This is a genomic window from Amycolatopsis sp. NPDC102522 (genome assembly GCF_055584485.1).
Map to the genome: position 1 here is coordinate 289,971 of NZ_JBVJLY010000004.1, position 19,363 is coordinate 309,333.

At 71.2% G+C, this 19,363-nt stretch carries 16 protein-coding genes; 10 read left to right on the plus strand and 6 right to left on the minus strand.

All coding sequences use genetic code 11. The features are described 5' to 3' along the window. Window positions 1-17: 17 nt before the first annotated feature. From ACZ6YV_RS14145 to ACZ6YV_RS14160, 4 genes are read right to left on the minus strand one after another with little or no spacing between them, the layout of a single operon-like run. Window positions 18-1,514, minus strand: coding sequence for an MFS transporter (locus ACZ6YV_RS14145; RefSeq protein ID WP_465509959.1), 1,497 nt, complete (start codon window positions 1,512-1,514; stop codon window positions 18-20). Beyond that, window positions 1,511-5,707: a beta-ketoacyl synthase N-terminal-like domain-containing protein gene (locus ACZ6YV_RS14150; protein WP_465509960.1), complete on the minus strand. Its 4,197-nt coding sequence runs from the start codon at window positions 5,705-5,707 to the stop codon at window positions 1,511-1,513. The genes ACZ6YV_RS14145 and ACZ6YV_RS14150 overlap by 4 nt, the downstream gene beginning before the upstream one ends. Then, window positions 5,704-7,449, minus strand: a complete 1,746-nt coding sequence (locus ACZ6YV_RS14155) for a fatty acyl-AMP ligase (RefSeq protein ID WP_465509961.1) — start codon at window positions 7,447-7,449, stop codon at window positions 5,704-5,706. Before ACZ6YV_RS14155 ends, ACZ6YV_RS14150 begins: the two co-directional genes overlap by 4 nt. A 39-nt stretch (window positions 7,450-7,488) precedes the next feature. Next, window positions 7,489-8,148 carry a hypothetical protein gene (locus ACZ6YV_RS14160; RefSeq protein ID WP_465509962.1) on the minus strand — a complete coding sequence of 220 codons (660 nt, stop codon included), beginning with the start codon at window positions 8,146-8,148 and terminating at the stop codon, window positions 7,489-7,491. Window positions 8,149-8,595: 447 nt separating this feature from the next. On the opposite strand from ACZ6YV_RS14160, the gene ACZ6YV_RS14165 reads away from it, so the two are divergent. The 5 genes from ACZ6YV_RS14165 to ACZ6YV_RS14185 all read left to right on the plus strand — a co-directional run bounded on the left by ACZ6YV_RS14165 (window position 8,596) and on the right by ACZ6YV_RS14185 (window position 12,531). Then, window positions 8,596-9,642, plus strand: coding sequence for an alpha/beta hydrolase (locus tag ACZ6YV_RS14165; RefSeq protein WP_465509963.1), 1,047 nt, complete (start codon window positions 8,596-8,598; stop codon window positions 9,640-9,642). Then, entirely contained in the window at window positions 9,639-10,472 is an 834-nt protein-coding gene (locus tag ACZ6YV_RS14170; protein WP_465509964.1) for an SDR family NAD(P)-dependent oxidoreductase, read from the plus strand. Before ACZ6YV_RS14165 ends, ACZ6YV_RS14170 begins: the two co-directional genes overlap by 4 nt. Beyond that, a complete protein-coding gene (locus ACZ6YV_RS14175; RefSeq protein WP_465509965.1) occupies window positions 10,469-11,515 on the plus strand; it encodes a glycosyltransferase in 1,047 nt (348 codons plus the stop codon). Before ACZ6YV_RS14170 ends, ACZ6YV_RS14175 begins: the two co-directional genes overlap by 4 nt. Before the next feature lie 201 nt (window positions 11,516-11,716). Beyond that, a complete protein-coding gene (locus ACZ6YV_RS14180) occupies window positions 11,717-12,097 on the plus strand; it encodes a hypothetical protein (RefSeq protein WP_465509966.1) in 381 nt (126 codons plus the stop codon). Further along, on the plus strand, window positions 12,094-12,531 hold the full coding sequence (locus ACZ6YV_RS14185; protein ID WP_465509967.1) for a MarR family winged helix-turn-helix transcriptional regulator: 438 nt from the start codon (window positions 12,094-12,096) through the stop codon (window positions 12,529-12,531). The genes ACZ6YV_RS14180 and ACZ6YV_RS14185 overlap by 4 nt, the downstream gene beginning before the upstream one ends. On the opposite strand, the gene ACZ6YV_RS14190 is transcribed toward ACZ6YV_RS14185, so the two are convergent. Continuing rightward, entirely contained in the window at window positions 12,497-12,949 is a 453-nt protein-coding gene (locus ACZ6YV_RS14190; RefSeq protein WP_465509968.1) for an SRPBCC family protein, read from the minus strand. The genes ACZ6YV_RS14185 and ACZ6YV_RS14190 overlap by 35 nt on opposite strands. A 311-nt stretch (window positions 12,950-13,260) precedes the next feature. Between ACZ6YV_RS14190 and ACZ6YV_RS14195 the strand changes: the two genes are divergently transcribed. The 5 genes from ACZ6YV_RS14195 to ACZ6YV_RS14215 all read left to right on the plus strand — a co-directional run bounded on the left by ACZ6YV_RS14195 (window position 13,261) and on the right by ACZ6YV_RS14215 (window position 18,652). After that, window positions 13,261-14,064, plus strand: a complete 804-nt coding sequence (locus ACZ6YV_RS14195; RefSeq protein WP_465509969.1) for an LLM class flavin-dependent oxidoreductase — start codon at window positions 13,261-13,263, stop codon at window positions 14,062-14,064. 159 nt (window positions 14,065-14,223) lie between these two features. Continuing rightward, entirely contained in the window at window positions 14,224-15,198 is a 975-nt protein-coding gene (locus ACZ6YV_RS14200) for a TerC/Alx family metal homeostasis membrane protein (RefSeq protein ID WP_465509970.1), read from the plus strand. Window positions 15,199-15,447: 249 nt separating this feature from the next. Then, window positions 15,448-16,674, plus strand: a complete 1,227-nt coding sequence (locus ACZ6YV_RS14205) for a PP2C family protein-serine/threonine phosphatase (RefSeq protein ID WP_465509971.1) — start codon at window positions 15,448-15,450, stop codon at window positions 16,672-16,674. After that, the gene (locus ACZ6YV_RS14210; RefSeq protein WP_465509972.1) at window positions 16,671-18,218 is read left to right on the plus strand and encodes a sensor histidine kinase; all 1,548 of its coding nucleotides are present in this window, start codon (window positions 16,671-16,673) and stop codon (window positions 18,216-18,218) included. The genes ACZ6YV_RS14205 and ACZ6YV_RS14210 overlap by 4 nt, the downstream gene beginning before the upstream one ends. Beyond that, window positions 18,215-18,652: a response regulator gene (locus ACZ6YV_RS14215; RefSeq protein WP_465509973.1), complete on the plus strand. Its 438-nt coding sequence runs from the start codon at window positions 18,215-18,217 to the stop codon at window positions 18,650-18,652. Before ACZ6YV_RS14210 ends, ACZ6YV_RS14215 begins: the two co-directional genes overlap by 4 nt. 2 nt (window positions 18,653-18,654) lie before the next feature. Here the strand turns inward: ACZ6YV_RS14215 and ACZ6YV_RS14220 are convergent, their stop codons facing one another. After that, a complete protein-coding gene (locus tag ACZ6YV_RS14220; RefSeq protein WP_465509974.1) occupies window positions 18,655-19,323 on the minus strand; it encodes a hypothetical protein in 669 nt (222 codons plus the stop codon). Between the last annotated feature and the right edge of the window lie 40 nt (window positions 19,324-19,363).

Sequence of the window (19,363 nt, forward strand, 5' to 3'; positions counted from 1 at the left end):
CCTGCGCTCGGGCAAGGTCAGCCGACGCGTTGTCGGTGAACTCCGGAGAAAAGCACGGCCAGGACGAAGAACCCGCAGGCGACGGCCGCCGACACCTGGAGCCCGGTCGTGCAGGCGGCCCGAGCGGCATCGAGCACTTCGCCGACTAAACGCGACGAAAGACCCGCGGTAGCCGCTTCAGCTTGAGCGGGGCCCGACAGGGCGAGTCGCCGGGCCGCTTCGGGCAACGCGGCCGGGACGGCCAGGTGACCCGCGTACACGGCGGCGGCCAGGGAACCGAACACCGTCGTCCCGAAACCGGCGCCCAGTTCGTAGCCGGTCTTCTCCACCGCCGCGGCGCCGCCCGCCTGGTCGGCTGACGTCGCCGAAAGCAGAGTGTCGGTGCTCGACGTGAGCGCGAGGGCCATCCCCAGCCCCAGTCCCGTCAGCCCGACACCGAGGAGCACCGGCGACGTCAGCGCCGCCGACCCCGCCGCCGGGACCAGCAACGACACCGCCGCTACCGCGAACCCGGCCGTGCGGACCCGCGCGTTGCCGAACCGTCCCAGCAGGGAAGGGGTGACCACGCTGCCGACGGCCGACGCGCCCAGCACCAGGAGCAGCCGGGCCGCCGCCGCGGTCGGGGACAGACCGAGCACCACTTGCAGGTACTGGGCGAACAGCAGGCCGAGCCCGACCAGCGTGCTCATCACCAGCAGCACCCCGCCCACCGCGGCCCGCACACCGGGCAGCCGGAACAGGGTGAGGTCCAGCAGCGGCGGATCGGTCCGGCGCTGGCGGCGCAGGAACAGTCCGATGAGCACACTTCCGATCGTGCCCGAAGCGACGGCAGGCAGCCAGGACCCCGGGTGCCCAACGGCGAAAGCGATCCCGAGGACACCGCCCGCCGCGAGGGCGGCGCTGAGCGCGTCCCACGGCCGCCGCCCCGGCGGGCTCCGGGGGAGCCACCGCAGGGCCAGCACGACCGCGGCGAGGATCACCGGCGGGTTCAGCAGGAACGTCGCCCGCCAGCCCCACGTCTCGACGAGCACCCCGCCGAGGATCGGCCCGAACACCGAGCCGGTCCCCGCGATCCCGCTGCACACCGCGATCGCCGTGCGGCGATGCCGCTGCTCGGGGAAGAGTTCCCGGAGCAGCGACATCGTCACCGGCATGATCATCGCGCCGCCGCAGCCGAGCAGCGCGCGGAAACCCAGCAGTACCGGCACGTTCGGCGCGAACGCGCAGCCGAGCGACGCGATCCCGAACACGACGTACCCGCTGACCAGCACGCGTCGCCGTCCGTACCGGTCGCCGAGGGTGCCGAACGGCAGCAGCAGCGGCGCGGCGGTCAGCGGATAGATCGCCACGATCCACACCTGGGCCGCCGCGCCCGGCCGCAACTGCCGGACGAGGTCGGGCAACGCGACATGCAGCACCGTCGCGTCGACAGCCACGAGGAAGAGCCCGGCGCCGAGCACCGCCAAGAGCGGCCAGGCGCGGTCGACCGCTCGCTCGGCCCGGGCCGTGGTCACAGGAGCCCGGCCAGATGCCACGCCACGACATCGACGTGAGGCGGGTCGACGACCGACAGGTGATGTGCCTCGACCGGCACGATCTCCAGTCCCGGGCACAACTCCGCCCAGCCCGCCGCGAGATCCGTGCGCGAGTACCGCGGTTCCATCGCCAGCCCGGCCTCGTACTGTTCGACAGCCCGGTACAGCACGACCCTGCCTTCGTAACGGCGTGGCGTGGCGCGTTCGGCCGCCAGCGTGTCCAAAAAGGACTGACGCTGATGCCGGAGCACGCCGGGGCTGAGCAAGCCCGCGTCGGCGACCCGTCGCATGGTCAGCTCGATCTGTTCCTCCTCGGGCAGCGGCGCCAGTTCCTCGTGGCCGAGCCGGACTTCGCGGCCGTAGGTCCCTTCGACGTAACCGGTGAACCGGAGGAATCGCCTGGCGGACGACGCGCGCGGATCGAGGTCCGGCTCGGGGAGCGGGAGCATGGTGTCGATCAGCGCGACGAACTCGACCTCTTCGCCTTCCTCGGCGAGCCGCGCGGCGACGCCGTAGGCCAGCGCCCCGCCGAAAGACCAGCCCGCCAGCCGGTACGGCCGGTCGCGGCGCTGTGCCCGGACCAGCGGCAAGAGGTGTTCGACGCGTTCCTCGATGCTGACTCCGGGAACGCGTTCGAACCCGACGCACGGCACCGCGGTGGGCAGCCGGTCCAGCAACGGCCGGTACACGGTGCAGGTGCTGCCGCCCGGGTGGAACAGCAGCAGCGGCGCGACCCCTGTCTCACCTGGGGCGAGAACGTGCACCGGACCCTGTTCCTCCCGCGTGTCGAGGACGGCGCGGGCGACGTCGGCGATGGCCGCGAGGGAGTCGTGCCGGCGGAGTTCGGCGGCGTCGACAGGCGTGTCGAGTTCGGTGCTGAGCCCTTCGGCGAGCAGTTCGGCCAGCCTGTCCGGTGTGGCGGTCTCGGTCAGCCGGACGTGCGTGGCGCCCGCGTCGGCGCCGGTGTGCTCCTGCCACAGACGCAGCACCAGCCGGTCGGCCGCGTCCCAAGCCCTGCCGGGCGAGGGGAGCGGATCCTCGTTTTCGCGGGGCGCTAGGTCGCGGTTCAGATCGGCGAGGGTGGCGCCCCGGAGCACGTCGGCAGTGTCGGGCTCGGTGCCGAACTCCCGGCGGACGGCCTCCCGGATCCGGTTCGCCATCAGGGAATCCAGCCCGAGGTCCACCAGCGGGACGTCGATGTCGATGCGGTCGGGACGCAGTCCCATGACGGCGGCGACGATCTCGGTCAGCCGGTCACCGCCGCTGCTCTTCGCCGGTTCGGGCTCCGGGACGCGCGCCGCGAACGACGGCGGCTCCTCGGCGGTGGTGTACCAGTGCCGTTCATGCCGCCACGGCATCGGCGGGACGTCGACCAGCCGGGCGCCGTCGTCCGGAGCGGCGGTGGTGATCCGCGTACCCGCGCAGTACAGCTCGGCCGCGGCGGCGCCCAGCGCGCGGACCTCATCCTGACCCCGGCGCAGCGTCCCGGTGACGACGGCGTCGTGGATCCCCTCGGCCGCGAGCGTCCGTGCGACCGAACCCCGCAGGATCGGATGCGGTGACACCTCGAGGAAGACGCGGTGCCCGTCCGCGGCGGCGGCCGCCACGGCTTGCCGGAATCGCACCGGACGGCGCAGGTGCGTGGCCCAGTACCCGGCGTCGAAGTCGGGCAGCTCCCGTGGATCGGCGAGAACCGTGTCGTACCAAGGCACCGCCGGGCGGCGGCCGCCCAGTTCGACGAGCGCTTCCCGGAGCGCGGGCAGCACCGGGTCGACGCGGGCGGAGTGCCCGGCGACCTCGACAGGCAGCCGTCGCGCTGTCAGCCCGGCGGCCTCGAGTTCCGCGACGAGCAGGTCGAGCACGGTCGCGTCCCCGGCCACGGTCAGCTGACCCGGCGCGGATTCGACGGCGAGTTCGATGTCCGGGTACAGCTCCAGTTCCTCCGGCGCCAGCTCCACCGCCGCCATCGCGCCGCCCGGCTCGATGGTGCCCAGGAGCCGGGCCCGGGTCGCGACCAGATGGACGGCTTCGTCCGGGGTGAGCACGCCGCTCACCACGGCGGCCGCCGCGGAGCCGAGGGAGTGCCCGACGACGGCCGCGGGCCGGACGCCGAGTGCTTCCCACTGGGCGGCCAGCGCGATCTGCGTCCCGAAGATCGCCGTCTGGGTTTCGGGCAGGGACAAGGGATCCTCGGTGGTGAGCAAGGCGCGCAGCGAGCGGCCGGTGTGCTCGGTGAACAGGTCGTGGAGCTTGTCGACCTGGGCGGCGAAGGCGGGTTCGGCGGCCAGCAGCCCCCTGCCCATCCCCGGCCATTGGGAGCCGTGGCCGGAGAAGACGAACACCGGGCCGTCGGTGCCCAGGGTGGTGCCGGTGACCGCGCCCGCGGGCAGCGGATCGGCACCGGCACCGACGGCTCGCAGCAGGACCGCCAGCTCGGCGGTGTCCCCGGCGACGACGGCGGCACGGTGCGGTCCGCCGTTGTCTCGCCGGAACAGGGTGTGGGTGACGTCGGCGAGGGAAGGTGACGGTGTGGATTCCAGCCAGCTCGCCAGTTGCGTCGCGCGTTCGGTGAGCCTGTCGTGGGTGCGGGCGGACAGCAGACCGATCCGGACGTCCGCGCGCTCCGGTGCCGGGTCCGCCGCCGGGGCCTGTTCGAGGACGACGTGCGCGTTGGTCCCGCCGAAGCCGAACGCGGACACCCCCGCCGTCGCGCGGCCGGACCGGCGTGGCCAGGGCGTCGGTTCGGTCACCACCTTCAAGCGCAGGTCGTCGAAGGGGATGTGCGGGTTGGGCGCGGCGAAGTGCAGCTGGGGCGGCAGTTCGTCACGGGTCATCGCGAGTACGACCTTGATCAGCCCGGCGATCCCCGCGGCCGCCTCCGCGTGCGCGATGTTCGTCTTCACCGAGCCGATCAGCAGCGGGGCGTCGGCCGGGCGGTCCTTGCCGAGAACCGCGCCGAGCGAGCGAGCCTCGATCGGGTCGCCCAGCAACGTGCCGGTGCCGTGCGCCTCGATGTAGTCCACGGTGGACGGATCGAGCCGGGCGCCGTGGTACGCCGTGCGCAGCATGTCCTGCTGGGCGACGGGGTTCGGCGCCGCCATGCCCTGTGACCGGCCGTCGGAGTTGACCGCGGTGGAGCGGATCACCGCCAGCACCCGGTCGCCGTCGTACTCGGCGTCCGCCAGCCGTTTGAGCACGACGACGCCGCAGCCTTCGGCGCGCGCGATGCCGTCGGCGCCCGCGGCGAACGTCTTGCACCGGCCGTCCCCGGCGAGCAGGCCCGCCGCGGCGAACGCGGCCGTCGGCCCGGGCAGCAGCATGAGGTTCACCCCGCCCGCCAAGGCCAGATCCGCCTCGCCGTCGCGCAGCGCGCGCACCGCGTGATGCACCGCGACCAGCGAAGACGAGCACGCGGTGTCCACCGCCATACTCGGTCCGCGCAGGTCGTAGACGTAGGACAGCCGGTTGGCCGAGATGCTCCCGGCCGCGCCGGTGGCGGTCCACAGGTCCACGTCGCCGCCGGACATCGTGAGGTGCCCGTAGTCGTGGGTGGAGATGCCGGTGAACACGCCGGTCCGGCTGCCGCGCAAGGAGATCGGGGCGATCCCGGCGTGCTCCAGAGCCGCCCAGGCGACCTCCAGCAGCATCCGCTGCTGTGGGTCCATTGTGGACGCCTCACGCGGGGTGATGCCGAAGTGTTCGGCGTCGAAACCGGCCACGTCGTCGAGGAAGCCGCCGACGATCGGCGCCGCATCGGCGTTCCACCGGCCCGGCGGCGCGGTCCGGACGGCGTCCCGTCCGCTGCGCAGCAGGTCCCAGAACTCGTCGAGGCCGTTCGCCCCCGGCCAGCGGCAGCCGAGGCCGACGACGGCGACCGGATCGGTCTGGCGGCGGTCCGTGCCCACCGGTTCCGGCTCCGGTTCGGCGCCGCCGGTGAGGGACCGGGCGAGGTGGTCGATGGTCGGGCTCTCCCACAGCAGGGTGGCCGGGAGCGGGGTGCCGAGCAGGTCTTCGAGATCGGCGGCGATACCGACGGCCTGACGGGAGGACAGGCCGTAGTCGCTGAGCGGGCGGTCGGCTTCGAGCCGGGTCGCTTCCACGCCGGTGTGCTCGGCGACCGTGTCGAGCAGCCAGCGGCGGAGCGCGGGGGTGTCGAACGACGGGTTTCTCATCGCGCCAAGGCCTTTCCGTAGTCGCCGGCGAGGTAACGGTCGCGGCAGGCGCTACGCGCGATCTTGCCGCTGGAGGTCCGCGGGACCAGGCCCGCCGGGACGAGGACGACGTCGCGCAGCGCGAGGCCGTGCGCGTCGGAAACCAGCCGCCGGATCGACACGGCGAGGGCTCGTTCGTCCTCCGTGGTCAGTGCGGTGTGACCGCGGTGTTCGGCGACGACGACCGCGGCTTCCGTGTCGGAGCCTTCGATGGCGAACGCGGCGACACTGCCCGGACGGATGTCACGGTCGGCCGCGGCCGCCGTCGCTTCGACGTCCTGCGGGTAGTGGTTGCGGCCGTCGACGATCAGCAGATCCTTGATCCGGCCCGCGATGTAGACCTCGCCTTCGTAGCGGACGCCGAGGTCTCCGGTGCGCAACCAAGGCCCTGCCGGGAGCCCGTCGTGGTCGCCGGTCAGCCGGGCGCCGAAGGTCTCGGTGCTCTCCAAGGGTTTCTGCCAGTAGCCGGTACCGACGTTGGGCCCGTGGACCCAGATCTCGCCGACCGAGCCGTCTGCCAGCGCGACGCCGGTTTCCGGGTCGACCAGCGCGACCTGCTGACCCACCGGGACACCGCAGGCGACCAGCCGGAGCCCGTCGTCGGCCTGTCGCGCCGTCCCCGCTCCCAGCGCGACGCGGTCGAACGTGGTGACGCGCGGCGGTACACCGGTGCCGGTGGTGACGAAGACCGTCGCCTCGGCCAGCCCGTACGAGGGGCGCGTCTTCTCCGGCAGGTAGCCGGAATCGGCGAAGGTGGTGTGGAAGCGGTCGAGGACGTCGGGGTTGATCGGCTCCGCGCCGTTGACGATCGCGGCGACGCGGTCGAGGCGGAGCTTGGCGCGGTCTTCCTCGCGTACCCGGCTCGCGGCGTAGTGGAACGCGAAGTTCGGGGCGGCGCTCCAGCTTCCGTCGAAGTCGCCGAGCAGTTCCAGCCAGCGCACCGGGCGCTCGATGAACGCCAGCGGATCCATCAGCGCCGACCGCATGCCCATCGCCAGCGGGGTGATGAGGCCGAGCACGAGACCCATGTCGTGGAACAGCGGCAGCCACGAGACCGTGGTGCCCGTCGCCGGGTCGATGCCGAGTCCGTGCACCGCCTGGCGGACGTTGGCCAGCACGTTCGCGTGGGTCAGCACCACTCCGGCCGGGCTGCGGGTCGAACCGGAGGTGTACTGCAGGTACGCCACGTCGTCCGGCACCGGGTCCGGGGCGGGCCACGCGCGGGCAGGACCTTCGGCGGGCTTGTCGGCCGCGACGACGGCGACGCGCTCGCCGCCGGGCAGTCCGGCCAGGAACTCGCGGACCGCGTCCTCGGCCGCGGCGGTGGTGACGACCGCGGTGGGAGAGCAGTCGGTCAGCACCGCGGCGAGCCGTCCGGCGTGGCCGGGCAGTCCGGGATCGAACAGCGGCACGGCGATCGCGCCGGCGGTGATCGCGCTGAGGAAGGCGACCACGTAGTCGGCGCTCTGCGGGCACAGCACGGCCACCCGGTCACCGGGCCGGACAGGCAGCGCCCCCGCGACGGCGTCGACGCGCTCCCGGAGCTGCTTCCAGGTCAGGGTCCGCCGTCGCCCGGCGCGATCGGTCGAAAAGTCGGCGAAGGTCAGCGCGGGCCGGTCGCCGTCGGTGTCCGCCCAATGCCGGAGGCAGGCGGGGAGGGTGGGGCCGGCCGTGGCGGGCAGGTTTTCGGGGGCCAGGGACATGGCTTCTCCTCGGGGGTTCAGGCGGGGGTCGTACGGGGATCAGCGGCCGAGCGGTCCGGCGGCGTGCTGCCAGGCGGCGACGGCCAGGGCGTCGAGGTCGAGGCCGGTCGTCCCGGCGTCACGAAGCACGACCAAGACGTCGTCGGCGACGATGGCGACGGTGCGCAGACGCAGTCCGGGCAGCTCGGGGGGCTGTCCGGGCAGCGTCAGGAGTTGTTCGTACGAAAGGGTTTTCGCGCCCGGAACGATGGGTGCGGGGTGGACGGTGACGGTCGACAGCGCGGTACCGGCCGCGTCGTCGACCGTCACCTTCGGGCACCGCCCCGCCTGCGCGGCCCACGCCGCCAGATCGGGCGGGTTCGTCATACGGGCGACCAGTTCGGACACCTGGCCGCCGGGCACGGCGGACTGGAAACCCTGGCCGGCGGCGTTGTCGCCGACCAGCCTGCCGTGGACGACGTCCTCGCAGCCGCCGACGTCGATCCGGCTCTCCTTGTGGTCTGAGGTGGACAGTGCCGAGGTCAGGTCGAAACCGTCGCGCGCGGACGTGTGCGGGACGGTCTCCGGAGGTAAGAGAGCAGCGGGCGGAACGGTGGGGGAAGGCGGTGCCGCGGCCGCCTGAATCGATTCCCCGGGCACGCCGGAAATGGTGGCCACGGCAGCGGCGGAGACGACGAGCGCACGAATTCGGGCAGTCATGAATAGCCCTTTCGGAAGGGTCCTGAGGGGGTCACGGTCCCTTCGGTGGGACGCAAGCACCGGGGTCGCTTCAGGGGACGCCGAACCCGGGCGGCACGACGAAGGCTACGGCGGGAAATCGAATACCGGAAGGCGTCAAGAGAACGTAAATGTCCTTCGTGTACTGGGTGTGACCTGCTGCTTCGGGACTTTTCGCAGGTGTGCGACACAGTCTGGTACTGCCGTGCCAGTGTCGTTCACTGTCCGTGAGCGATGGGTCACCCTGATGGGGGAGGTGGAAGGTTTTCTTGTTTCCCTGGCATTCACATTGTCCTCCCGGATTGTGGACAGGACAATTGCTTGGAGAGGGCTCTTCCGCTTAACGTGGCGGCACCTCCGGATTTCTTTCGCGAGTAATCGCCGTCACATTTTCGAATTCTGTCGAACGACCGGGACAAAGGATCACGTATGCGCATTACTTCGAGGCGGCCGCGGGTCGTCGCGGTGCTGGCGGCCGTGGCGTGCTTGCTGCCGAGCGTCGCCGTCGCCCCGGCGCGGGCCGAGGGCGGTGTCCCGGACGCCCGCGCGGACGACGGCTCGCACGTCGTCGCCCAGACCACTGTGGACGGTGACCCGCGGATGCTGGATCTCACCGTGCGCTCGGTCGGCGTCGGGAGCTACGCGATGGTCCGGCTGATCCTGCCGTCGCGGTGGGCCGCCGAACCGGATCGGAAGTGGCCGGCGGTGTACCTGCTCGCCGGGGAGACGCGGCTGCAGGACTATCGCGGCTGGACCGCCAACACCGACATCCGGAAACTCGCCGACGACTCCGGCGCTTTGGTGGTCATGCCGGGTTCCGGTTCCGCGGGGTTCTTTTCCGACTGGTGGAATTACGGCAAGAACGTCGTCCTGAATCAATGGGAGACCTTCACCGCCGTCGAGATCCCGCAGCTGATCGATCGCGGCTATCGCGGCGACGGGCGGCGGGTCGCGGCCGGGCTCTCGCTCGGTGGCTACGGCGCGGTGGAGTTGGCGGCTCGAAGGCCAGGGGTGTTCCGGTTCGCCGGTTCGTTCAGCGGCAACCTCAACCCCACCGGCCCGTACGGCGAGCTGCTGACCAGCGCGATCGTCGCCTCGGCCCGGCAGGATCCCGAGGCGCTCTGGGGTGACCGGCGGCGCGAGGCATCCCGCTGGGACGCGCACGATCCGCTGGTGAACGCCGACCGCCTGCGCGGCACGGAGCTGTATCTATCGACGGGCAACGGCCTGCCCGGGCCGTTCGACGGGAAGCTCCCGATCGACGTGCTGCCCGGCGCGATGCTGCTCGAATTCCTGTGCTCCGGCCAGACCACCGCGATGGCGGACCGGCTGAACCGGCTCGGCGTCCCGGTCATGACGGACTTCTACGGACCCGGCACGCATCACTGGGCGTACTGGCAGGACCAGCTGCACAAGACCTGGCCGCGGATGCTGCGCGCCCTCTCGGCGCCGGTGAAGGCGGGGGAGGCGTCGTGACCCGTCCGTCCTTTGTGGTCACCGGGGCTTCGAGCGGGATCGGCCGGGCCTGCGTGACCGAACTCGTCCGGAAGGGCGCCCACGTGTGGGCCAGTGTGCGCACCGACGCGGACGAAGCGGATCTCGCCCGCGCGTATGGCGAAGCGGTCACCGTCCTGCGGATGGATCTCCGGGACGCGGCGTCGATCGCGGCGTGCGGGGAGAAGGTCGCGGCGGCGGGGCCGGTGCGGGGTCTGGTGAACAACGCCGGGATGGCGCGGCCAGGGCCGCTGGAGCATGTCCCGCTCGAGGACTTCCGGCAGCAGTTGGAGGTCAACGTCACCGGTCAGCTCGCCGTCACGCAGGCGATGCTGCCCGCGCTGCGGGCCGCGTCCGCCGCCAGAGTGGTGACGGTCGGCTCGATGGGCGGGCGGATCGCCGGACCGATGGTCGGGCCCTATCACACGTCGAAGTTCGCACTGGTCGGCTTGACCGACAGCCTGCGCGCGGAACTGGCGCCGTCCGGGATCGATGTCGTCCTCGTCGAGCCCGGCGCTGTCGCCACCGCGATCTGGCCGCGCGCCCGCGCCGCCGCCGAAGAGGTGCGCGCGGCTTTGCCCGAAGCCGCGCGGGAAAGGTATGCGGCGCAACTGGACGAAGCCGAACGCAGCGCGGAGCGGTCCGCGCGCGACGGCGCACCGCCCGAGCGGGCGGCCCGGGTCGTGGTCCACGCGTTGACCGCCCGCCGGGTCGCGCCGCGCTACCTGGTCGGCCGGGACGCGCGGATCGCGGCGGTGCTGGCGAACCTGCCGTTCCGGCTCCGCTACCGGTTGACGGCGGCGAAGCGGTGACCCGGCTGGTCGTGATCGTCGCTCCCGGTTCGCGGGGCGACGTCCAGCCGTGCATCGCCTTGGGGCGCGGTCTCCACGGCGACCGGGTCCGCGTGCTGGCGGCCGAGCGGTTCCGGGCTTGGGTGACCGGGCACGGTCTGGAGTTCGCGCCGCTCTCGGCCGATCCCAGTGAGATCCTCGGTTCGGACGGCGGCCGGGAATGGACCGAGGGCGGGCGCAATCCCGCGACCTTCCTGCGCGGGCTGCGAGGCGCGCTGGCTCCCGTGCTGGAGCGTCTGCTGGCCGATGTCCACCAAGGAGCGACGGGGGCCGACCTCGTGCTCGCCCCGACGCTGGGTTTCCTCGGCGCGCATCTGGGCGCGTCACTCGGCCTCCCCGAGGCCGGGTGGCGCGGACCCCGGCGGGCGGAAACCCCGGTGCTGTGCGGATTTTCCGGCGCCGTCGTGCCCCGGCCGGGGGATTGGCCCGCCAGGGTCCACGTCACCGGGTACTGGTTCCTCGAAACCCCCGCCGCGTGGCGGCCGGACCCGCGGCTGCGGGACTTCCTCGCCTCAGGGCCGCCCCCGGTGTACGTCGGTTTCGGCAGCATGCGGCCGTCGGAGGCGGAGCGGACCTTCGACGCCGTCCGCACGGCGTTGCGGCGAGTGGGGCTGCGGGGCCTGCTCGGTGCCGATGTCGAGTCCGATGACGATGATTTGCTGACGGTGCAGGACGTTCCGCACGACTGGCTCTTCCCCCGTACGGCGGCGGTGGTGCACCACGGCGGCGCGGGCACGACCGCGGCGGCGTTGCGCGCAGGGGTTCCGGCGCTGGTCTGCCCGGTCTTCTCCGACCAGCCCTACTGGGGCGATCGGGTGTCCCGCCTCGGTGCCGGACCGCGTCCGCTGCCGCTACGTGAGCTCACTGCGGACGCATTGACCGCGCGGCTGCTGGAACTGTCCGGCAATCTCCTGTTCCGTCGCGGGGCGCAGTACGTCGCCGGGCGGCTACGCGAGGAGGACGGGGTGGCGCGAGCGCGTGAAGTGCTGCAAGGAGTGGGCTAGGGCGTGTTTCACAAGTCATGTTCGCGGTCTTCGCGCCCAGGTGGTTCCTGACGGCACGGGCGGATGCGCCCGAGTACGAACCCGGTACGAGGGCGATCCGCCCGCACCGCCAGGAACCACCTGGATCACGAAGCCCATCGAACAGACTTGTGAAACACGCCCTAGCTGTCGAGATCTATGCGTTTCGCATACACTTGCGGCATGGAATCGACCCTTGAGGCAGCGATCAACGAGTGGCACGAGAGCGTCAACGACGGCGACCTGAGGCGATCGGCGGGAGCCGTCGGCGATCCGGTCGTCGTTCTCGGGCCGAAAGGGGCCGGGCCGATCACGTCCGAGCAGTTCGCCGACTGGGTGCACCGCTCGGGAATCAAACTGGACCCGCGATCGTGGCATCCGGTCAGCGATCGGCTCATGGTGGTGGAGGAGGACGCGACCTGGCCCGAGAGCAAAGGGCCGACTCGGGTGGCGACCGTGTTCCGGGTGGCCGAGGGCAGGGTCACCGCGGCGCTCCGGCTTCCCGACCTGAAGTCGGCGCTCGAACTGGCCTACCTCTGTCGCGAGATGGCGGCCACGGAATGAGTACTCCGGGTCCGGGGCAGGCTCTGTTCGCCTTCGTGCGGCACTGGGCGCGCCGGTCGACGGCCGATGACGCCGCTGATCAAGGCCGGCTCGTCCTCGTCGGCGAGGCCGTCCACTCCCTGGCCGAACGCGGGGTCCCGGCGACGGTCAACGCGATCGCCGTTGAGATCGGTATCGACCAAAGCGGTGTATCTCGGCTGGTCAAGGCCGCGATCGAGGCGGGCTACCTGGCCATGGCGGCGTCCCGGACCGATGGGCGCCGTCGCGAGGTTTCACTGACCCCGGCGGGCCGGGTCATGCTCGACGAGGCTCACCGTTGGCAGGAGCAGGTTTTCGCTCAGCTGACCGTCGGATGGAGCGCGCGGCGGCGCCGCGACTTCCAGCAGGCCATGGGCGACCTCATCGAGCGCTCCCGCTCGCTGAACGCTCCGTGAGATAGGTGGAGAGGCGGCCGAAGCAGGACTGCCAGCCTTCGACGTGGCTGTCGCGCTCCGCCACGGTCTCGAAGATCGCTTGGTGGAAGGACATCTCGGTTTTGTCGTCGCGGTCGGAGAGGATGATCGTGACGAGTGTGTCGTGGCCCCGCGCGCCTTCCGGCTCCTCCCAGGCGAAGCTGAAGACGAGCCGTTCCGGCGGCACGATCTCGTGGTAGACGCCTGAGGCCCACAGGTCGGTCTCGCCGTCGCTGACGCAGATGCGCCAGCGGCCGCCTTCGGTCAGGTTGACCGTGCAGGACTTGGCGGTGAACCCGGCCGGGCCCCACCAGTGGGCGAGATGGTCCGGATCGGTCCAGACCCGGAAGGCGAGCTCGCGGGGTGCGTCGAGGAGGCGCGTGATCGTCAGGTCGGGCATCGGTTCTCTTCCGCAGCGTATTCAACCGGTTGGTTGAACTCTAGTGCCGCTGTCAACCGCGGCGTCAAGTCGCGTCAGGGCCGACGGTGTCTTCGGTGCCTGCTGGGTGCATGCCACGGACTTGCGGATCGCCACATGTGCCCCACGCGCACCATTAGTCACACCTTCCCCAGTACGTGAAGGACCCCTTCATTGCGCCTGGCGCAATGAAGGGGTCCTTCACGTACTTCAGGTGGCCGGACCCACCGCCCACCGGCAGCATGAAGCGGAAACTCGCCACAACTGTCGGTGCGGGCCCGTACGGTCGCGTGATGAACCTGCGCTCAGCACTCTGGCTGCCGATCTTCGACGAGCTCGCCGACCCGGTGATCGTCGCGCGCCTCGCCGCCGAGGCCGAAGAGGCGGGCTGGCACGGCCTGTTCGTCTGGGATCACGTCCGCTGGAGTGAGCCGGTGCGCGCCATCGCCGACCCGTGGATCACTCTCGCGGCCGTCGCGTCCGCCACCGAGAACCTCGTCTTCGGTCCGATGGTGACGCCGCTGGCGCGCCGCCGTCCGGTCAAGCTCGCCCGCGAGACGGCCACTTTGGACCGCTTGAGCGGCGGGAGGCTGATCCTCGGCGCGGGGCTCGGCAGCGACCGTTTCGGTGGAGAGTTCTCGAAGACCGGCGACGAGCTGGACGATCGCAAGCGCGGCGAGATGCTGGACGAGTCGCTGGAGATCCTCACCGCCGCCTGGTCCGGCGAGCCCGTGCGGCATCACGGCGAGCACTACACGGTCGACGACATCACCTTCCTGCCTCGTCCCGTGCGCCCGGTTCCCGTGTGGCTGGCGGGTTTCCCCGGGAAGACGAAGCCGATGCGCAGGGCCGCGCGGTACGACGGGTTCTTCCCGGTGAACCTGCCGCACGCGGACGAGTTCGCCAAGGCGGTCGAGACGATCACCGCGCTGCGTGAAGACGATGGGAAGCCGTACGACTTCGCGATCGGCGTCCCCGCGGGCACGGATCTCGCGCCGTACGAGCGGGCGGGCGCGACCTGGTGGATGGCCGAGTTCCCGTGGGACGACCTGTCCGTCGACGCGGTGCGCGGCGTGCTCAGGGAGGGGCCCGCTTGACCCGGTCTTTAATAACTCTTTACCGAGTGCGATACTGGACCGACGAGGGGAGTACTTCCCAAGGGTCTGCCCGGTCAGTACGGACGCTCCGCCAGTGTCCCCGGGAGGCCGCCCCACAGGGGTGAAGGAGACCTCGAACTTCGAGTTCGAGGAGGCTCCATGTCCGAGTCCGTGGGATCGCCGGGGTTGTGGGCGGTCAGCATCGCCGTCCTGCTGGCCCTGCTCGTCGCCGATTTCGCCGTCACCCGCAAACCGCACGAGGTGTCGATGCGGGAGGCCGCGGGCTGGTCGGTCTTCTACCTCGCGCTCCCGATGGTGTTCGGGCTCTGGCTGTGGCTCGAATTCGGTGGTGGCCAGGCGATCGAGTTCATGACGGGGTTCGTCGTCGAGAAGTCCCTGTCGGTCGACAACCTGTTCGTCTTCATGTTGTTGCTCGCCGCCTTCGCGGTCCCGTCGGTCGTCCAGCAACGCGTGCTGCTGTACGGCATCGTGGGCGCGCTGGTGCTCCGCGGCGTGTTCATCGCGGCCGGGGCCGCGATGCTTTCGGCAGGCACCTGGGCGTTCCTCGTCTTCGGCGCGATCCTGCTCGCTTCGGCGGTCAAGATCCTGCATGAGGCCATGTCCGGAGGGAGCGCCGAGAAGGATCTCTCGCAGCTGCGGTCGGTCCGGTTCCTGCGACGGCTGATGCCGGTCACCGACGACTACCGCGGCACCCGGCTGACCGTGCGCGAACACGGGCGCCGCGCGCTCACCCCGCTGGCCGTCGTGGTCGTCGCGGTCTTCGCCACCGACGTGGTGTTCGCGGTCGATTCGGTGCCCGCCGTCTACGGCATCACCGAGGACCCGTACCTCGTGTTCGCCACCAACGCCTTCGCCCTGCTCGGCCTGCGCGCCCTCTACTTCGTGCTCCACTCCGCGCTGGCGAAGCTGGTCCACCTGAACCACGGCCTCGCGATCATCCTCGCCTTCATCGGGGTGAAACTGGTCCTGCACTGGGCACACGGGATCTGGCCGTCCGTGCCGCAGGTCCCGACCCCGGTCTCGCTGGGCGTGATCATCGCCGTCCTCGTCACGGTTTCGTTCACCAGCCTCTACGCGCGCCGTCGCGAAGCGGCCAGGGCGGCGAAGGAGTGAGCGATGATCACCGGACTCGTCGTCGGCTTCCTGATCGACGTGGCGGTCGCAGCGCTCTTTCTCGGCGCGTTGCTCCTGGTGTTCGCGGCGATGCGGCCGCCCCGGCCGCCGCCGTGACCCGGCGCGGGCGCGTGTCGGCGGCGGCCGAACCGGCGGCGTGTCCGGTAAGGCCGGTACGCTCCCGGAGGTTGAGAAGACAGCCGTCTTCTGCTCACGCGCCGGGAAACCGGTGAGGAAAGGTGGCTGTCCGTGTCCAACGCCGTGCGTCACGGCGAGCAGTCCCCACCTCGTAGACCCTCACCGCAGCTGGATCGCCTGCATGTCCTGCTGGTCGAGGACGACGACGGCGACGCGCTCCTGGTCGAAGAGATGCTCGCGGACGCGGCGGAGAGCCTCGAACGGGTCGTCCTCGACAGGGCGACCACGCTCGAACAGGTCCTCGCGCGGCCGATCATCGCCGACTGCGTGCTCCTCGACCTCCAGTTGCCGGACGCGACAGGCTTGACCGGCCTGACCCGGCTGCGGCAGCACGCGCCGTCGACAGCGGTGATCGTCCTGACCGGCCGCGAGGACGAGGCGCTCGGGGTGTCCGCGCTGGGTGCCGGCGCGCAGGACTACCTGGTCAAGCACCACGTCGACGGCCAGCTGCTGGCGCGGACCCTGCGCTACTCCTGGGAACGCAGCCGCGCCGAACGCGTCGAGCAGCAGTTGATGCAGCATCAGCTGCTGGCCAGGGAGAACTCGCGGCTCGAACGCGGCCTGCTGCCGACGCCGCTGGTGACCGACCCCCGGCTCGGCCTCGCGGTGCGGTACCGGCCCGGCCGCAACGGTGCGCTGCTGGGCGGCGACTTCTACGACGCCGTCGAACTGCCCGACGGCACCTTGCAGCTGGTCATCGGGGACGTGTGCGGGCACGGCCCGGACGAGGCGGCGCTCGGCGTCGCGCTGCGGATCGCGTGGCGTTCGGTCGTGCTCGCCGGGTTGCCGATGGCGGAAACGCTGGCGCTGGTCGAAAAGATGCTGCAGCACGAGGCGCTGGGCCCGCTGTTCGCCACCGTCTGCATGATCACGGTCGCGCCGGACCGCCGGTCGCTGCGGATGAGCCTGGCCGGTCATCCCCAGCCGCTGCTGATCGACGACTCGGGCGGCAGGCTGCTGTCCAGGGAGGCGCTCGGTCCACCGCTCGGCGTCGCGCCGGGCACCGGGTGGCGGGAACTGACGGTGCCGATGGGGCCGCGCTGGTCGCTGCTGCTGTACACCGACGGCCTGTTCGAAGGACGCGTCGAGGGCAGCGGGGAACGGGTCGGGCTCGAACGGATGGCCTCCGCGGCCTTGGCGACCCTGACCGCCGGGGGCGGCTCCGCGACGGCCCTCGACCACCTGATCAGCGAGATGGACATCCTCCACGGCGGGCCCCTGGACGACGACGTCGCGCTGGCCCTGCTCACGTTCGATTCCGGGGAGCCGCCTCGATGAAGCCCGTCTGGTCGATCAGCCGCTGGGCCGCGCTGTCCGGGGTGATCACCACCCTGCTGCTCGGCGGCGCGATCGTGGCCGGGTCGCTGGCCTTGGCGAACCTCACCGATTCGCGCGCCAGGCTGCTGGACGTGACCGGTCCGCAGGTGCTGCAGTCCACTTCCCTCTCGACGGCGATGCTGAACCAGGAGACCGGTGTCCGCGGCTACATTCTGGCCGGGCGGCGCGAGTTCCTGGAGCCCTACCGGGACGGGTTGAGGGCGCAGGACACGGCCGTCGCCGAGTTGAGGCGGCTCGGGGCCGTCCCCGGCACCGTCATCGGCGATGAGCTGGACCGCGTGCTGAGCGCCGCCACGACCTGGCGCCGGGCGGTCATCGAACCCGTCCTCGCCGGCGCTCCCGCCACCGGCGCGCAGGTGGACGCGAGCAAACCGCTGTTCGACGAGGTCCGCGGTTCCCTGGGCGCGTTGCACGACCGCCTGGAAGTCGAACGGCTGGACGCGCGGGAGGACCTGTCGTCCTCGGCCGACGTGCTGCGTGCGATGTTCATCGTGATCGCGATCCTGCTCTGTGTCGCGCTGGCGTTGGTTTTTCTTGTCCTGCAACGGAAACTGGTCAGGCCGATCCGGCGGCTGGCGGTCGAGGTGCGGGACGTCGCCACGACCGACATCCACCGTGAGGTCCGGGGCTCGGGGCCCAAGGAGATGCGCGAACTGGCGTCCGATGTGGAATCGCTGCGGTCGCGGATCCTCGCGGAGGTCACGGATCTGGAGCGCGCGCAGGAGACGATCGCCGTCCGGACCCGCGAGCTGGAGCGGTCGAACTCGGACCTGGAGCAGTTCGCGTACGTCGCCTCGCACGACTTGCAGGAGCCGCTGCGCAAGGTGGCCAGCTTCTGCCAGCTGCTCCAGAAGCGCTACCAGGGGAAACTGGACGAACGTGGCGACCAGTACATCGGCTTCGCCGTCGACGGCGCGAAACGGATGCAGGCGCTGATCAACGATCTGCTCGCCTTCTCCCGCGTCGGTCGCCGTCCGGGGGAGAACGTCCTGCTGGAGACCGGGAGCCTGCTGGACACCGCGCTGGGCAACCTCGACGACGCCATCAGCGAGTCCGGCGCCCGGATCACCCATGGGGACCTTCCCGCCGTGCTGGGGGAGAAGTCCCTCCTGACGGCGGTCTTCCAGAACCTGGTCGGCAACGCGATCAAGTTCCGCGGGGAGGAGCCGCCGGAGATCGACATCTCCGCCGAACTTGCCGGCGCGGAGTGGCGATTCTCCGTCACCGACAAGGGAATCGGCATCAACGACGAGTACGCCGAGCGGATCTTCGTGATCTTCCAGCGCCTGCACGGCCGCGGCGACTACCCGGGCACCGGGATCGGCCTGGCCCTGTGCCGCAAGATCGTCGAACACCACGGCGGGAGGATCTGGCTGGACACCACCGTCGCGGCCGGGACCCGGTTCAGCTTCACCCTGCCCGCAGCACCGGCGCCGGAACCGGCGACGGCCCGGAACCCCAGCGAAGGAACCGAACGAGCATGACCGAATCCCTGGAACCGATCCACATCCTGCTGGTCGAGGACGACCCCGGCGACGTCCTCATGACGCAGGAGGCGTTCGAGCACCACAAGATCCGCAACACCCTTTCCGTCGTCTCCGATGGCGAGCAGGCACTGCAGTTCCTGCGCCGGGAAGCGCCGTACGAGGACGCGGAACGGCCGGGGCTGATCCTGCTCGACCTGAACCTGCCCCGCAAGGACGGCCGCGAGGTGCTCAGCGAGGTCAAGGCGTCGCCGGACCTGCGCAGCATCCCCGTCGTCGTGCTCACCACGTCCGAAGCCGAAGAAGACATCCTCCGCAGCTACGACCTGCACGCCAACGCCTACGTCACCAAACCGGTCGACTTCGACCGGTTCATCGACGTGGTGCGGCAGATCGACACCTTCTTCGTCACCGTGGTGAAGCTTCCCCGCTGACCTCAGGGGAAGCGGAGCACGGTGATCCCGGCCAGCACGAAGAACACCAGCACCACCAGGGTCCCGCTGTGCCCGCCGGAGGAGCTGGTCACGACCTGCTCGACGGCGCCGGTCAACCGCACGCCGCAGTCCGCGACGACGGTGTGCCTGCCCGCCTCGATCCGCGTGAACTCGACAGCCGTGGTGAAGGCCCCGGTGACGTCGGCGTAGGCGCTGCCGACGCGGTCGCCGCCCGAGGTCAGGGTGACGTGCTCACCGGGCAGACAGCCCTTGCCGGTCGCGGACAGCCTGTCGCCGGGCTGCACGCTCGACCGGTCGAGGATCAGGTCGTCCGGCTTCGGCGGGGTGCTGCTCGACGAAGGGACGTCCGTCGGCGGCGGGGGAGTGTCCGTTGTGGACGACGGGGTCGTCGTCGTGGGTGGGGTCGTCGTGGTGACCGGCGTGGTCGGCGTGGTGGTCGTCCCCGGCCTGGTCGGGGTGGTCGGCGTGGTCACCGGGACGGTCGGCTTCGTGGTCGGAGGCACCTTCGTCGTCGGGGGCACCGTGGTCACGGTCCCGGTCACGCGGAAGGTCGCGTTCCCGGTCAGCGGTCCGCCGGTCCGCGCGTTCGTGCAGGTGCCCGAGACGGTGTAGCTGCCCGGCGTCGCGTTGCCCGGCACCGTCGTCCCCACCTGTCCACTGGGGGCACTGACCGAGGTGATGGTCGCTCCC

Excerpts from the sequence above, each read along its gene's own strand:
- ACZ6YV_RS14155 (WP_465509961.1), bottom strand. The coding sequence starts at position 7,449 with ATGTCCCTGGCCCCCGAAAACCTGCCCGCCACGGCCGGCCCCACCCTC.
- ACZ6YV_RS14180 (WP_465509966.1), top strand. The coding sequence starts at position 11,717 with ATGGAATCGACCCTTGAGGCAGCGATCAACGAGTGGCACGAGAGCGTC.
- ACZ6YV_RS14215 (WP_465509973.1), top strand. The coding sequence starts at position 18,215 with ATGACCGAATCCCTGGAACCGATCCACATCCTGCTGGTCGAGGACGAC.
- ACZ6YV_RS14160 (WP_465509962.1), bottom strand. The coding sequence starts at position 8,148 with ATGACTGCCCGAATTCGTGCGCTCGTCGTCTCCGCCGCTGCCGTGGCC.
- ACZ6YV_RS14200 (WP_465509970.1), top strand. The coding sequence starts at position 14,224 with ATGTCCGAGTCCGTGGGATCGCCGGGGTTGTGGGCGGTCAGCATCGCC.
- ACZ6YV_RS14150 (WP_465509960.1), bottom strand. The coding sequence starts at position 5,707 with ATGAGAAACCCGTCGTTCGACACCCCCGCGCTCCGCCGCTGGCTGCTC.
- ACZ6YV_RS14195 (WP_465509969.1), top strand. The coding sequence starts at position 13,261 with ATGAACCTGCGCTCAGCACTCTGGCTGCCGATCTTCGACGAGCTCGCC.
- ACZ6YV_RS14190 (WP_465509968.1), bottom strand. The coding sequence starts at position 12,949 with ATGCCCGACCTGACGATCACGCGCCTCCTCGACGCACCCCGCGAGCTC.
- ACZ6YV_RS14185 (WP_465509967.1), top strand. The coding sequence starts at position 12,094 with ATGAGTACTCCGGGTCCGGGGCAGGCTCTGTTCGCCTTCGTGCGGCAC.
- ACZ6YV_RS14210 (WP_465509972.1), top strand. The coding sequence starts at position 16,671 with ATGAAGCCCGTCTGGTCGATCAGCCGCTGGGCCGCGCTGTCCGGGGTG.
- ACZ6YV_RS14165 (WP_465509963.1), top strand. The coding sequence starts at position 8,596 with ATGCGCATTACTTCGAGGCGGCCGCGGGTCGTCGCGGTGCTGGCGGCC.